The sequence below is a fragment of the Streptomyces sp. NPDC059010 genome (assembly GCF_042740355.1).
Taxonomy (GTDB): Bacteria; Actinomycetota; Actinomycetes; order Streptomycetales; family Streptomycetaceae; genus Streptomyces.
The window spans coordinates 207,087-221,676 of record NZ_JBHYJA010000003.1 but is presented as its reverse complement, the minus strand read 5'-3'; the positions used below and the strand labels follow the sequence as shown (position 1 = coordinate 221,676).

At 71.5% G+C, this 14,590-nt stretch carries 9 protein-coding genes; 4 read left to right on the top strand and 5 right to left on the bottom strand.

Annotated features, from left to right (window positions below):
- Positions 1 to 202 precede the first annotated feature (202 nt).
- The 5 genes from ACFWYS_RS04695 to ACFWYS_RS04675 form a co-directional block, all read right to left on the bottom strand.
- A complete protein-coding gene (locus ACFWYS_RS04695; protein WP_384763282.1) occupies positions 203 to 3,007 on the bottom strand; it encodes an AAA family ATPase in 2,805 nt (934 codons plus the stop codon).
- 486 nt (positions 3,008 to 3,493) lie between these two features.
- On the bottom strand, positions 3,494 to 4,129 hold the full coding sequence (locus ACFWYS_RS04690; RefSeq protein WP_384763279.1) for a hypothetical protein: 636 nt from the start codon (positions 4,127 to 4,129) through the stop codon (positions 3,494 to 3,496).
- Positions 4,130 to 4,164: 35 nt separating this feature from the next.
- Positions 4,165 to 6,387, bottom strand: coding sequence for a glycoside hydrolase domain-containing protein (locus ACFWYS_RS04685; protein ID WP_384763276.1), 2,223 nt, complete (start codon positions 6,385 to 6,387; stop codon positions 4,165 to 4,167).
- A 63-nt stretch (positions 6,388 to 6,450) separates the two neighbouring features.
- A complete protein-coding gene (locus ACFWYS_RS04680; protein WP_384763273.1) occupies positions 6,451 to 6,885 on the bottom strand; it encodes a hypothetical protein in 435 nt (144 codons plus the stop codon).
- A gap of 140 nt (positions 6,886 to 7,025) precedes the next feature.
- Positions 7,026 to 8,045, bottom strand: coding sequence for a DUF5937 family protein (locus ACFWYS_RS04675; RefSeq protein WP_384763270.1), 1,020 nt, complete (start codon positions 8,043 to 8,045; stop codon positions 7,026 to 7,028).
- A 348-nt stretch (positions 8,046 to 8,393) separates the two neighbouring features.
- Between ACFWYS_RS04675 and ACFWYS_RS04670 the strand changes: the two genes are divergently transcribed.
- From ACFWYS_RS04670 to ACFWYS_RS04655, 4 genes are all read left to right on the top strand, one after another.
- Positions 8,394 to 10,031, top strand: a complete 1,638-nt coding sequence (locus ACFWYS_RS04670) for a DUF692 domain-containing protein (RefSeq protein WP_384763267.1) — start codon at positions 8,394 to 8,396, stop codon at positions 10,029 to 10,031.
- 233 nt (positions 10,032 to 10,264) lie between these two features.
- Positions 10,265 to 11,482, top strand: a complete 1,218-nt coding sequence (locus tag ACFWYS_RS04665; protein WP_384763264.1) for a serine hydrolase domain-containing protein — start codon at positions 10,265 to 10,267, stop codon at positions 11,480 to 11,482.
- 256 nt (positions 11,483 to 11,738) lie between these two features.
- Positions 11,739 to 12,533 (top strand): DUF4142 domain-containing protein, encoded by a 795-nt coding sequence (locus ACFWYS_RS04660; RefSeq protein WP_384763261.1) that lies wholly within the window; start codon positions 11,739 to 11,741, stop codon positions 12,531 to 12,533.
- A 309-nt stretch (positions 12,534 to 12,842) separates the two neighbouring features.
- Positions 12,843 to 14,462, top strand: coding sequence for an alpha/beta hydrolase (locus tag ACFWYS_RS04655; RefSeq protein ID WP_384763258.1), 1,620 nt, complete (start codon positions 12,843 to 12,845; stop codon positions 14,460 to 14,462).
- Positions 14,463 to 14,590 lie beyond the last annotated feature (128 nt).

Below are 14,590 nucleotides of genomic sequence, written 5' to 3'. Positions count from 1 at the left end.
GAGTCCCGCGCACCGGCTGTCGTGCCCCGCCGACTCCTGTGACCCGGACGAGCTTTCGGACCGCGCTGTGACCGCCCGCCCCGTAGAACAACCGGAGCGGAACCGACCGTAACGCCCGCCCGGCAGGCAGGCAGGCAGTGGTGACCTCGCGCAGGGAGTTGTGACCTCGCCGATGACCGAAGGACTCCTCTTCTCGGACCTCTCACGCCGGGTGGCGCTCCGCGCGGTGACGGTCTTTCGGGCCCTGATCGGGGTCCGGGGCGGAGGCGATCTTGGCCATCAGGTCGGTGCGGCGCTGGACGTCCAGTTTTCGGTACGCGCGCGTGAGGTGCTGTTCGACGGTGCTCACCGTGATGAACAGCTTGGCGGCGATCTCCCTGTTGGTCAGTCCCCGGGCGGCGAGCGTCGCCACGCGCAGCTCCGCGTCGCTGAGTTCGACGGGGTGCTGCCGGGTCCGGGGCGTGCCCGCGCCGTCCTGCACGGCGGGCGTGCCGGTGGGGGAAGGCGGCGCCTCAGGAACCGGTACGCCGCACTCGCCGGCCAGCTGGCGCGCTCTGCGGGCGAGGGCGCGGGCCTGCCCGGGGTCGCCGAGTTCGCGGTGGGCGCGCGCCAACTCTCCCGTCGCCCGGACGAGTTCGAGCCGGTGCCCGGTCTCCCGCAGGATCTCGACGGCCTCCCCCAGCAGCGGCAGGCGGCGCGCCGGGGCGAGGGTGCGGGCGAGGACTCTCAGCGACACCCCGCGCGTCCATGCGGCGCCGGGGCCGACCAGTGCGAGCTGTTCCTCCGCCAGGGCGCGGGCGCGCCGTTCGTCGCCGAGCGCCAGGTGGGCCAGGGCGGCGTCGGTGCGCCAGGGCACCAGGGCCGGCAGATCGAGGCCCCAGCCGGTCATGGTGTCGCCGCAGGCACGGAAGTCGTCGAGCGCCGCGTAGGGGCGTCCGACCGCGAGGTAGTAGCAGCCGCGCGCCCACAGGTAGAGCAGTCCGTCGGGGGTCTGGAACGCCGCCTCGGTGACCGGCACGCTGAGCTGGTCGGCCGCCTCGCCGAGCCGGCCCATCGCGGTGTTCACGTAGACGGCGACCGCGACGAGCGACGCGAGGGCGACACCCCAGCCCTCGGCGGGTACCAGGACGTTCGCCGTGCGCGCGGACTCCTCGGCGGCGGTCAGCCCGCCCAGGCGCACCTCTATCCGGGCCTTGACGGACGCGAACCGGGCCTGCCACATGGGGGCGCCGCGCTCGGCGGCCTCCTTCAGGAGCGTCTCGCACCAGTACGCCGCCTCGTCGAGGTGGTCGGCGAGCACGAGCGAGTCCAGGGTGGTGACCAGCGAGGGGACCGTGTGGTCGTCGAGGCGGGTGCCCTGGAGGATCTGTTCCGCGCGGACCACGACGTCGTCTCTGGTGGGGTCGAACGCCGCCTGCGCCAGGGTGGCCACCCGGTCATGGACGCTGCGTGGAGAGGGGACCACCCGACGCACCGTACTGCCTGGGTCGGCCCGTTCGGCCCGTTCGGCCCGGCGGGAGCGGGGCAGCCCGGGGTATGTGCGGGCCATCCACAGCCGGATGTCGTCGAGCCGGTGGCGCAGTCCCGTGCCCGCGGTGCCGCGCTGGGCGGCGTGCAGGACGGCGAGCGCCTGGTCGACCTGGCCGAACCACAGGAGATGGCCGGCCAGTTCGGCGCTGTGCCGGTGCCCGAGGCGGCCCGCGAGGGCGGCGGTCGTCAGCTCGGGCAGGTAGCGGGTGCCGATGGCCGGGTTGACCCGCCAGGCGGCCCGGGTCAGCGCGGCCCTGATGTCCAGGGCCCGCCCCTCGTCGGTGCACAGGTCACGGGCGGCACGCAGACAGGACAGCGCCAGGGCGACGTCGTCGTCGGCCAGCGCCCGGTCGGCCGCCTCCAGCAGGGTCGGCAGCGCCCATACGTCGTCGACGCGCTCGGCGAGCATCAGATGCCGGGCGACCACGGTCGCGGACCTGCCGTGCTCGTGCAGCACCGTGGCGACGCGGGCCTCCAGGCGGGCCCGGTCCGCGGGCTCCATGCCGCGCAGCACCGCGCAGCGGCCCGCCTCGTGCCGGAACCAGCCGGTGCCGAGCAGCCCGCTGGTGCCGAGGGCGGAGAGGCCTCGGTGCACCGACTCGCGGCCGGTGCCGAGGACTTCGGCCAGTTCGGCGGGCGCGGCCTGCGGACCGAGGGCGGCGAGCGCCCGGGCGATGTCGCGCAGCGCGGGGGCGCCGCGGTAGAGGCACGCCGTGACGGCACGCTCGTAGGACTCGCCCGGCACGCACGCGTCGAGTTCGTGCAGGTCGCCGTCGGCGAGCGAGGCGGCCGTGTCCTCCAGGAGCGCCTTCGTCAGCAGGGGGTTGCCGCCACCGGTCCGGTGCAGATGTGCGACGAGCGCGCGCGACCGCCACCGTTCCCCGCCATGCGCACCGATCATGTCGCCGACACCGCGCCGGGTCAGCGGACCGAGGCGGATATTTCTACAGCCCGGAAGACGGAGAAAATCAACCTGGACCCGAGTGCTGTCGGATAACCCGCCGCCACTCTCCGCGAGGATCATGAGAATGCGTTTTCCAGTCAGCCTGCGAGCCAGATAGAACAGGCATTCAATCGAATATGGATCTACGTGATGCGCATCATCGACGATGAGCATCACGGGTTTTTCCTTTGCCTTTTCGAGGACAATCCCGCACAGTTCCGTTACCACCACCGAGGGAAGCGCGGCGCCGTCCGGCGACCGCGCGGCGCCGACGACACCCTCGTGCGGCACCCCCATCCCGAGCAGCAGCTGCCCCATCACCCCAAGGGGCATGTCGCGCTCCGCGTCCGACGCCGTGGCCTGCAACAACAGTGCTCCAGCGGCAGTCGCCCGCTCTTCGAAGGCGCGGAGCAGCGCCGTCTTCCCGCTCGCCACCGCACCACTCACCCACAGCACGCCGCCGTGCCCGGTCATGGCCGCGCCGAGCATGCCCTCCATGATCGAAAGTTCTTTTTCCCGCTCCACCAAGTTCATGAGCCGACTTGTCCCCCAGTCTCGACGGCTGATTCTCGCGCGGCACGGGCAGCCGATCAGACGCAGCCTTTCGGACGAGACCACCCATCCCTGTGAATATTCTCCCACAAGCAAAAATCAACTACCAGCCCGATTCGCCGCAGGGACTTCCCGGCAACACTTAATTCACGCCATTCACCGCATGAGCGGACCAATTTATTCCGCATTGAATGATGTCCATTGCGCGGTTTTCAGATGGCTGAAATCAATGCGGATCGGGAAGGCCTGCGGGGGAAATCCGGCTGACCTGCCACGCTCGCGCCCCCAGGGGCTCCCCAAGGGCTCGGGGGCGATCACGCGGCCGCCGCGGGCGCATTACCGACACTGGTATAGACCACCGAGGCGAAAGTTTTCCGTCAGGTTTCGGTCAGCGTGGGACATGACGGAAGACGCCCCGAAGCCTGGTATCGGCTTCGGGGCGTCGATCGAGGTGAGGCGGCGGTCAGGTCACGCCACGGGGGTTCCGGGGCCCTTGCCGGGCTCCTCGGCCCAGGTACGCAGTCTGGCCACGAGCGTCGTCAGCCGCTCGTCACCGGGCGGTACGTCGATGGAGAACAGGGCCTCGTACGGCCGGTCGTCGTCCCCGCCCCACCGTACGACGCCGGCGCACTCGGCGAGGATGTCGCGGACCACCAGGAGCTGGGTCGGGAAGAACCCTCCCTGCGCGCCGGGCGGGTAGGAGCCGGGCCGGATCGCGACAGCCGTACCGGAGGCCTGGTTGCCCTCCGCCCGGTCCAGCCGCACCCGGGACGGTGCGCGCCAGCCGGTCAGGTCTCCGGCGCGCAGCTCGTCGATCTCGTAGTGGAAGCGCCGCACGACATGCACCAGGACGCTCTCCACGTCGCCGAGGCGTACGTCCAGGTCGCAGGGGGTGCCCTGCGCCCGGCGCGTCCACACCGTGGAGACGTCGTTCGCCCGCTCCTCCAGCTCCCAGCCGTTGGGAGAGGTCGGCCGTCCGGGTGCGGTGTCGGACCCGGGTCTCCGCGCGGCCGACGCAGCCGTGGGCAGAGCCAGCGGGGAGGCGCCCGCCAGAACCAGGGTGCCGAGGGCGGTGGTGCGCCTGACGACATCGCGTCGGGTCATTCCTGCCATGCCGGTTGTCACAGTCGTCGTCCCCTTCACTGATTGCGGGAGAGCCGGTAGTACTTCTCCAGCACCCGGTACAGGCCCATGAGTTGACGGCCGTACTCCAGGGCGGGCTCGTTCGGCTTGCCGTCCACCGTGAGGGGGCCGTTGTAGCGGGCGAGGATCTGCTCGGAGTCGGCCTCGCTGGTGTCCGGTGCCGGTCGGGGCCGGCTGATCTGGTGGGCGTTGTAGATCGTCAGGTAGGACGCCGTCTTGATGTTGTAGATCGCGTCCTCGTTCAGCTGGGTCCACACCGATCCCAGGTCCCGGCCCCGGTCCAGGATCGGGCCGTTGATGATGCCCTCCCGGACGCAGTGGTTCCTGGCCTCGATCGCCACCCAGGCGAAGATCTGGCCCCAGCCGGTGCTGCAGTCGTCCTTCACACCTGTCTTGACGGCCGTGTCGGCGGCGAAGTCCAGCGGGTTGAGCTTGCGCAGCTCCCACAGCACCGGAGCCTGGATCAGGGCCTTGCGCAGCCGGAGTTGGCGGGCGAGCGAGGTGAACAGCCAGTCGGCGGAGAGCACCAGCTCGAACGCCTTGGTGTTGGAGATGCCGCCGAGGGTCGCCCAGTCCTTGTCGGTCCAGCCGTCGCCGCCGGTCTCGGGCACCCCGATGGACTCCAGGTACGAGCGCACCTCCTGGAGCATGGCGTCGCGGTACGCCGGGTTGAAGTCGACGTCCAGCCCGGCGGTACTGGCACCGGGATCGAAGCTGCTCTGCCCGAGGTCGCGGCCCGACACGACGTTCTTGTCGATCTCGATGGCCCCGGCACCGGACCCCACGGTGACGGTGGCGATCTGGTCGAACGCCCAGTCACCGGGCATCGGGAAGCCCAGGTTCCCGGAGAACCCGCTGGACATGTCGGAGACGAAGCTGGCGTCGGTGTACCCGGCCTCGCGCACCCTGCGGCACACGTTGCGCGGGCCGTAGATGCCTGTCCGGTAGCGGGAGTTCTCCTGCACCGCGCGGTGGATGCCCCGGAAGTGCGGGAGGATGTTGGAGGTGACCTCGTGGTCGTAGGCGTCGTAGTCGACGGCGAAGTAGATGCGGGTGCCGTCCTTGAAGCCGTGGTACTTGGCCCAGTCGATCGCGTCCAGTCCGTCGCGGGTGCCCTGGTTGTAGTTGAAGTAGGACGCGCCGTTGCTGAAGGTCTGGTAGATCGGGAAGCAGCTCAGGCCGTTCGACGCGATGGTCTGGAGCTCACCGGGCTTGATCATCTTGTCCCGGCCGCCCGGGACGTTGCACAGATAGCGGCCGACGCGGAAGTAGCCTGCGGCCCGCAGGGCCTGGGCCCGGGCCTCGGTGATGGTGGTGACGCAGTCGCAGGCGGAGCCCGAGCGGGACTGGTCGCCGTAGGAGACCAGCAGGGACGCCCAGGTGGAGTAGTCGCCGTCGCCGCTCAGGGAGAGCTGGAGGAAGTCCTGGTACTCGAACACCTGCGAGGACAGCTCGGAGGTGAAGGTGCCGCTGAACGCGATGTGCGGCCGCTGGTTGAGGATCATCCCGGCGGTGAACAGGTTCACCCAGGTGCCCGTGCTGCCGACGGTGAGGGTGTGCTGCTTGAGGCCCGCCTGGGTGCCGGGCCCGAACACACCGTTGGCCACCCCGTCGGCCATGCCCAGCTCGTACTGGATGGCGAACAGCATGGACTTGGCCACGTCACGGGAGTGGTGGCCGTCGCAGGGGATCACGAAGAAGTCCTGGCGGTGGATGTACCGCCCGTTGAGCCAGCGCTGGATCGAGCGGATGTCCTCGTCGCCGGGCCGGTCCCCGTACTTGACCACGACATAGGGGTCCATGTTCAGCAGGCCCTTGAAGACCTTCGGGGTCAGGTCGGACCCGGAATAGACGCCGTCGACGCCCATGTCCTGCTTCATCTTCGTGATGCCGGCCTGGACGCTCTCGTTGTAGATGCCGTCGATGTCGCCGCCGTCGTAGCCCTTGCAGTACATCGCGGACTGGATGATGCGGCAGAAGTTCGCCGACGGCACGGTGGTGCTGTTGAGCCGGGGGAACCTCTGCGTCAGGGTGCGCAGGGTGGTGGGGCCGAACGAGTCCGAGACCGGGCTGATGCCGAGCTCCCATTGCAGCGCCCTGGTCAGGGCGTACATGGTGCTCCATCCGGTACGGCCGTTCTCCTCCACGGTCATGCCGATCTTGTCGCCATAGGTCCGGTTGACGAATCTCTGGGCGCGCAGGACCAACTCGTCTGCCATGTGGGGGCGTTCCTTCACTGGAGAGGGCGAGTGCGGGACGTGGTGCGGTCGGGGCGGGATGCCCTAGCAGAACGGGAGCCCGGGAATGGGGCCGTCGTTGACGCCGCCGCTGATCCAGACGACGGGGAGCCAGACGCGCTTGTTGCCGCTGTCGTCGTCGGTGCGGGCCCAGTAGTGGTTGTAATAGCTGCCGTACCTGAAATCGTGGCCCCAGATCTGGCAGTAGAAGTAGCTGGTGCCGCGGCGCAGGATTCCGGCCGGGATGCCGTCGCAGCTGTCGGTCTGGTCGGTGGTGGTGCACCACCAGGTGGAAGCCGTCTTCCACACATGGCAGTTGTACTTCCCGCCGCCGATCGACGAACAGCCGGCCCTCGGGGCGGCCTGGGCGTCGGCGGCTCGGGCATCGGCGGCCTGGGCATTGGCGCTCAGCCCGAACAGTGAGGCCGCCGCGATCATGGCGGCCGAGGACACGTAGGTGACGAGCCGCTGCAGAGCCATGGGATCCCCCTGAAGCCTGAAAGTGGTGTGCCGGGACGCGCTCGGGGGGCCGGTCAAGCCCCCCGCTCTTCGGCACCAACAGCGTGAGGGGTGGCGCACCGGACGGACCATACGTTTCAGCGGGGGCCGAAAACCGCAGGTCATGGTTCCGGTGGCGGACAGCTGCCGCTCAGCAGCGCGGCACCGAGCGGTGTCAGCGTGTGCAGCACCTGGCTGCCGACACGCTGGCTGCGGGCGAGGTTGGCGGCCACCAGGACATGCACATGCTGGCTGGCGGAGGCCGGCGAGACGCGCAGCCGGCGGGCGAGTTCGCCGGTGGTGGCCGCGTCGTGCAGCGCGGCCAGCGTACGCGCGCGCGTGCGGCCCAGCAGCGCGGCCAGTGCCTGCGGGGTGGTCCCGGAGATGTCCCGCGTGGCCCGGACGGCGCCGTGGTCGACGGGGTAGACGAGGACCGGGCGCAGCTGGGGGTCGGCCAGCGCGATGGGGGCGCGCCGGCAGAAGTACGACGGGATCAGCCGCAGCCCCCGCCCGGCCAGCCGCAGATCGCGGTCCACCGGGTAGTCCACATGCAGCACCGGCGGCTCCCACCTCACCAGCGGGCTCAGCGAACCGAGCAGACCGTGCAGCCCGGCGTCCCGCAGGGTCCGGGCGCGGCGGGCGCGGTCCCCCTCGACCCGGGCCTCGGCCTCCGTCCAGTCGGGGGCGATCACCCGCTCGTGCACGGCCCGGATGGCGTCCGTGAGGTCGGTCATCCCCTCACTGTCCCCGCAGGCGAGATTGCGCACCCAGACAGGGGGCGGCCGGCGCTGCGGCCGGGCGCCGCCAGCGAGCTGTCCCAGTTCGAGTCTCAGCCGCCCGGGCGGGGTGCCGCGGATCGCGTCCAGCCCGGACTTGAGGCCGTGCTCGGCCGCGTCCGGGGTGAGGAAGTCCGGGAAGTAGCCGCGGGTCGGCAGCAGGGCGCCGAGCATCCGCACCGCCGCGGCCGCACCCGCCTGCCCGATGACGCTCCGGGCCCGCCGCCGCCAGGACTGCAGCGCGGGTACCCCGTGCACGGCCTGGCCCAGCTGCTGGACCCCGAGCATCGTCTCCCACAGCGGATCCAGCTCCGTGGCGACCGTGACGCGTGCCAGGTCCTCGGCGGTGAAGTGAACGCGTAACAAAGCGGGGTCCCCCCTTGGCAGCGCCTCGTCTGGTCCGTCGGTCCGTGTCGTATGAGACGTCCCCGGGTGCCGAAACAGTTGTACGGCGCGCTGCGGCGGGCCCTCGGCGCTGAACATCCGGGGCGTGGCGCGCGTACCTCCTGGCAGTAGTGGGCCGTGAGGTGCAGGGTGCGGGTGGAGGTGCGGGGCGCGGCGGAGGTGCGGGGCGCGGGCGCCAACCTCAAATGTTGCTCTGAAGGTCGCCCCCGGGGGGTTCGGATCACGGAGCCGGGGCCATACCCCCGTCACATCCGGCACGTCCGAGGAGACGGGACAGCGGGTACGGAAGAGGCCGAGGAGGGGACGACGATGGAGCGACTGGGCACGGGGATCGGATGGCGTCCGGAGATCGCGGACGCCGTGGAGCGCATGCCGGGCATCGACTGGGTCGAGACCGTCGCCGAGAACGTCTGCCCCGGACACCTTCCGGAATCCCTCCTACGGCTGCGGGAGCGCGGCGTGACCGTCGTCCCGCACGGTGTCTCGCTCGGCCTCGGCGGCGCGGAGCGACCCGATACCGACCGGCTGGCCGCGCTCGCCGAACGGGTTCAGGCGCTGGGGTCGCCGCTGGTCACCGAGCACATCGCGTTCGTACGGGCGGGCGGTGCGCTGACCGCGTCCCCGCGGCTGGAGGCGGGGCACCTCCTGCCCGTCCCCCGCACCCGGGACGCCCTGGACGTGCTGTGCGAGAACGTCCGTATCGCCCAGGACGCGCTGCCCGTGCCGCTCGCCGTGGAGAACATCGCCGCGCTCATCTCCTGGCCGGGCGAGGAGATGACCGAGGGGCAGTTCCTGTACGAGCTCGCCGACCGCACCGGCGTACGGCTCCTCATCGACGTCGCCAACCTGCACACCAACCACGTCAACCGTGCCGAGGACCCGGCCAAGGCGCTCGCCGAGCTGCCGCTGGAGGCCATCGCGTACGTCCATGTCGCGGGCGGCTTCGAACGCGACGGCGTCTGGCACGACAGCCACGCCCACCCCGTCCCCCAGCCGGTCCTCGACATCCTCACCGACCTCGCCTCCCGGGTGTCCCCGCCGGGGGTGCTGCTGGAGCGGGACGAGAACTTCCCCGAGCCGGGTGAGCTGGAGCGGGAGTTGGGGGCGATTCGAGGGGCTCTGGAGAAGGGCGCCGCCGAGCGGGAGGCGTCCTGGGAGAGGGCCTTCGCGGGCACGGACGCGGCGTCGACAGCGGGCCCGGGTGCTGCGGCCACGGCCGCTGAGGCGGGGGCCCCGCCTGAGCCGGCGGGTGACTTGCGGGAGGCCGCGACTGTCTCGCGGGAGGCGACAGCTGCCTCGCGAGCGGCCACGGGTGCATCGGGGCAGGCCACGAGTGAGCAGGGGACGGCGGGTGAACCGGAGGCAGCCCGTGAGCAGGTGGCGGCAAGTGAGCAGGCGGCAGCCAGTGAGCACGTGGCAGCCACTGAGCCGGAGGTGACCGGTGGACTGGCGGCAGCCGACGAGTCGCAGGCAGCCGATGAACAGGCGGCGGCCGGTGAACAGGGTTCGGCGGCCCTCACCGTGCCCGTGGAGCCCGCCCGGCAGCGGCTCGCCCTCGCGCAGGCCGCCCTGTTGTCCGCGCTGGTTGCCGGGACGCCCGTGCCGGAGGGGTTCGACCGGGTGCGGCTCGGAGTGCAGGCCCGGGCGCTCGCCGGGAAGCGGGCGGACGTCGTGGCGAAGGTCGCGCCGGAGTTGCCGGTGATCCTCGGGCAGGAATATCGGCGGGCCTTCGTCGCGTACACGCACGGGCACCCGATGTCCGACGGCTATCGGCGCGACGCGCTGGACTTCGCCGGGTATCTGCTGTCCGAGGGGCGGCTCGAAGACGCGCGGGTGCGGGCGGAATTGCGGGAGTGGTGGCTTGAGCGGTCCGGGCCGAGGCCGCGGTCGCATCGCCCGGGTGTGCGGCTGGCGCGGGCCACGCGCCGGGTGCTGCTGCGGCGCTGAGCGGCGGTGAATCCGAGAGACAGGCCCTCGGGGCGACAGCGGCAAACCCTGGCGAGGCTCGGGGGTGCTCGGGAGGCAGGAACGGGAAGCAGGCAGCCGGTGGGAGGACTCGTCCACCGCCCGGACACCCGGACAGGCCAGTTGGCGTGATCGTGCGGGCGTGACCGCGTTCCTGGTTAGGTGTCCGCGCCGCAGTCAGCGGCGCGGGCGCCTATCCGCAAGGAGCTCCCGCCATGATGCGCACCACCGCCACTGCCCTGGTCGCCGCGCTCGCCGTGTCCGTCCTGACGATCCCCGCGGCCACCGCCAGGTCCCCGCAGTCCCCCGAGGACGCGCTGCGCGACCGGGTGACCGCCGTGATGGAGACCGGGACGGTCGGCGCCCTCGCCCGATCGACCGGGTCGCACGGCCGGCGGCGCTCCGCCACCGCCGGTGTCGCCGACACCGCCACCGGCGAGGCCGTCCGCCCCGGGGACCGGTTCCGGATCGCCAGCGCCAGCAAGACGTTCGTGGCCACGGTGGTGCTGCAACTGGCCGGTGAGGGGCGGCTGTCGCTGGACGACACCGTCGAGGACTGGCTGCCCGGCGTCGTCTCCGGCAACGGCAACGACGGCAGCGGGATCACCGTACGTCAGCTGCTCCAGCACACCAGCGGGCTGCACAACTACACGGCGGACCTCCCGGTGCTCGGCACCGTGGCCGGCTTCAAGGCCGACCGGTACCGGACCTGGACCGCCGAGGAGCTCATCGCCCGGGCGATGAGGCACCGGCCGGACTTCGCGCCGGGAACCAAGTGGTCGTACTCGAACACGGGTTACATCGTCGTCGGAATGATCATCAAGAAGGCCACCGGCACCAGCTGGCAGCAGGAGGTCACCCGCCGCATCATCAGGCCGCTGCACCTGCGCGACACCCTCGCCCCGACGACCCAGCCGCACATCCCCGGCCGCCACCTGCACGGGTACTCCCACTTCGAGGGCTCCGGCCCGACGATCGACGTCACCGAGTTCAACCCGTCCGCGGCGGGCGCGGCAGGCGCCATGATCAGTACGGCGGCCGACCTGACCCGCTTCTACCAGGCCCTCCTGGGCGGGCGGCTGCTCCGCCCGGCTCAGCTGACGGCGATGAAGACCACCGTGCGGACGCCGCCCCTGGACTACGTCTGGCCCGGCGCGAGCTACGGCCTCGGCCTGATGCGGATCCCGCTGTCGTGCGACGGCTCGTACTACAGCCACCCCGGCGACATCCCCGGCTACACCACCCGCAACGGCGTCAGTGCCGACGGCCGCCGCGTCGTGGTTCTCGCGACGACGGGTGACGGCGCGGCCGACCTGTCCACCGAGCACGCGCAGAACAAGCTGATCGACGGGGAGCTGTGCGCGCCCGGCAGGAGTCGGCGAGGACCACGGGGGCATCGGGGTCGAGGTCGAGGTGGTCTCCATCCCAGGTAGACGGCTCACAGACGCCCCGCCTCCGCGAGTGTGCGTGGATTAACATCCCGGCCGCACAGCGAAGTCACAGCGACCGTTTCACCCGCCTTCGCCCAGAAACGTCACGCCCCCTTACTCCCCTATTCGCCCGTATCGACCCCCGTTGCAACCATTCGCTCCTGTACGGCAGTTGGCGTAGGCACCGAAGTACCCCGAAGTAATATGCCAACCCAACCCCCGAAGCGCACTAACGTGCGGTGCCGCAACAGGAGGCACCATGCGACCGCGACCACCCATCAACGGCCGAGGCATCTTCAGCGGCACCGGGCTCATCATCACGGGCCTGACGGCGACGCTGCTGGCGATGATCTTCCCGATCTGGTCGTACGCCGACCGGTCCGGGACCGGTCTGGACGTACTCAACGCCGAGACCGTCTCGACCGGGTACGGGCCGCTGTCCGGACTGGACCGCGAGTTCATCACCAAGGTCCGGCTGGCCGGCCTGTGGGAGCTGCCCGCCGGTGAGCAGGCGCAGCAGAAGGGCACCACCGAGGCCGTACGGACCGCGGGACGCCATCTTCTCCAGGGGCACACGTTCCTGGACGAGCGGGTGCGTGACGTCGCCGCCAAGCTGAGCCTCGCGCTGCCCAACGAGCCCACCGAGCAGCAGCAGGGGTGGCTGGCGACCCTGGACTCGGCCCAGGGCGCGGAGTTCGACCGGCAGTTCGCCAACATCCTGCGGCTGGCACACGGCAAGGTGTTCTCGGTCGTCGCCCAGGTGCGGGCCGGCACCCGCAACTCCCTCGTCCGCAAGCTCGCCGACGACGCCAACACCACGGTGCTGGACCACATCACGGTCCTGGAGGCCACCGGGTACGTCGACTACGACGCCCTGGCCCGCGACATGGTCGCCGACAGCACCCCGCCGCTCACCCCGGCCCCCACGCCGCCCGGCCCGACCGCCGACCCCGCTCCGGCCGTCCCGGTGACCCCGCCCCCGACTCCGACACCGACGTACACCCTGCCACCGGCCGCCACCGGTCCTCCGCCCGACGATTCCGGCACATCCTGAAAAGGGGCGCACCGCGGCACCAGCCACTCAGTGCCCTGGTCCGGCGCTCGGGAGGCGGGGACCACCGCACCTACCCGCCTCACCTCCGTCGCCGTAGGGGGCGTGCGCGCGATCGGCCACTCGGGGCTGCGCCAGGCCTTCGCGCACCGCGCGGCGCACCATGTTCGGACCCGGCGGCGCGAGTAACGGTTCCGGGCCCCGGTGACGCATCGGGGGCAATGACGCCGACACCGGCATACGGTGCTTGCCTTCATCAACAGACGAACCAAATATCCCTTTTGTCGCTGCCGTGCACTGAAGGGATACTTGATGAGAGCTCCCGCCCTCTACTCGGTCGCCGGGGCTCTGCTCCTGACCACCCTCTCCGCCGCCCCGGCCGGCAGCGCCGATGCCGTCGCCGCCCAGCGCGCGGACGAGCAGCAAGGCGCCGCGGTGGCCGCCGCGCGCGCCGAGGCGGCCGGCATCGCCTTCGGCAACTGCCCGCGGAAGCTGGACCTGCCGGCCACCGTGAAGTGCGGCACGGTCTCCGTCCCGCTCGACTACGCCCACCCCGGGGGCAAGCAGATCCGGCTCACCGTCAGCCGGGCCCCGGCCACGCACAAGGACCCGCAGAACAGCAAGCGCCGGGTGCCGACGAAGGGCGCCCTGGTCTACAACCCGGGCGGGCCGGGCTCCGCCAGCCTGCACTTCCCGCTGATCGGTGTCCTGCCCGCGTGGAAGCGGCTGGCGGGGGCGTACGACCTCGTCGGCTACGCCCCGCGCGGCGTGGGGCCGTCCGCGCCGGTGTCCTGCCAGGACCCCAAGCAGTACGTCAAGGCGCCCATGGACGCGCCGACGCACCCCACCGAGTCGTACAAGAAGGAGCGCATCGCCCGGGCCAAGGCCTACGCACGCGGCTGCGCCCGGCGCACCGGCAGCGCGCTGCGGCACTACAACTCCCTCAACAACGCCCGTGACCTGGACGTCCTGCGCGCCGCGCTGGGCCAGCGGAAGCTGACGTTCATGGGCGCGTCGTACGGCACCTACTTCGGCGCGCTGTACGCCACCCTCTTCCCCTCCCATGTGCGGCGGATGGTGTTCGACTCGGCGGTGAACCCGGACCCGGACCAGATCTGGTACCGCAGCAACCTCACCCAGTCGGCCGCGTTCGAGGGACGGTGGGCGGACTTCCGGGAGTGGGTGGCCAAGCACGACCGGGTCTACGGCCTCGGGGACACGGCCGAGAAGGTGCTGCGCAGCTACGACAAGGTGCGGGAGCGGCTGGCCGGGAAGCCGGCCGGCGGGAAGGTCGGGCCCGGGCAGTTGCAGGAGGCGTTTCTGCAGGCCGGGTACTACGACGACTACTGGCCCGCGCGGGCGCAGGCGCTGTCGGCGTATCTGAAGGGCGATGTGAAGCCGCTGGTCGAGCTGGCCTCTCCGATGACGGAGGCGGCGGCCGAGGACGAGAACTCAAGCGCGGTCTACACGGCCGTGGAGTGCAACGACGCGCCCTGGCCGACGGACTGGGCGGTCTGGGACCGGGACAACACCGAGCTCGCGCGGGTGGCGCCGTTCGAGACCTGGGACAACGTGTGGATGAACCTGCCCTGCGCCTACTGGCAGGCGCCCCGGCAGGAGCCCCTCGATGTGCGGACCGGGCCCGGTGAGGTACCACCGATCCTGATCCTGGCCGCCGAGCGGGACGCCGCCACACCGTACGCGGGGGCGCTGGAGATGCAGCGGCGGCTGTCGGGTTCGGTCCTGGTGACCGAGCGGGACGCGGGCACGCACGGCATCGCGTACGGCCCGAACGCCTGCGTCAACGGCCATGTCGACGCCTATCTGCTGGAGGGCCGCCTCCCGGCACGGCAGGCGGAGTGCAAGGGGCATCCCGAGCCGAAGCCGAGCGCTCCGCGGGAACGCCGTCATGAGAAGGCGGCCCGTCCCTAGCCGGTCACGCCCGCGCGGCGGAGCCGTACACCGACGCGGCCCCCCCCGCGGCCCCGCCGGGCGGCGCGGGGCGCGGCGCGAGCGCGCGCCCCACGCGCCCGCGCCGAGCGAGAACACCCACCCACCCC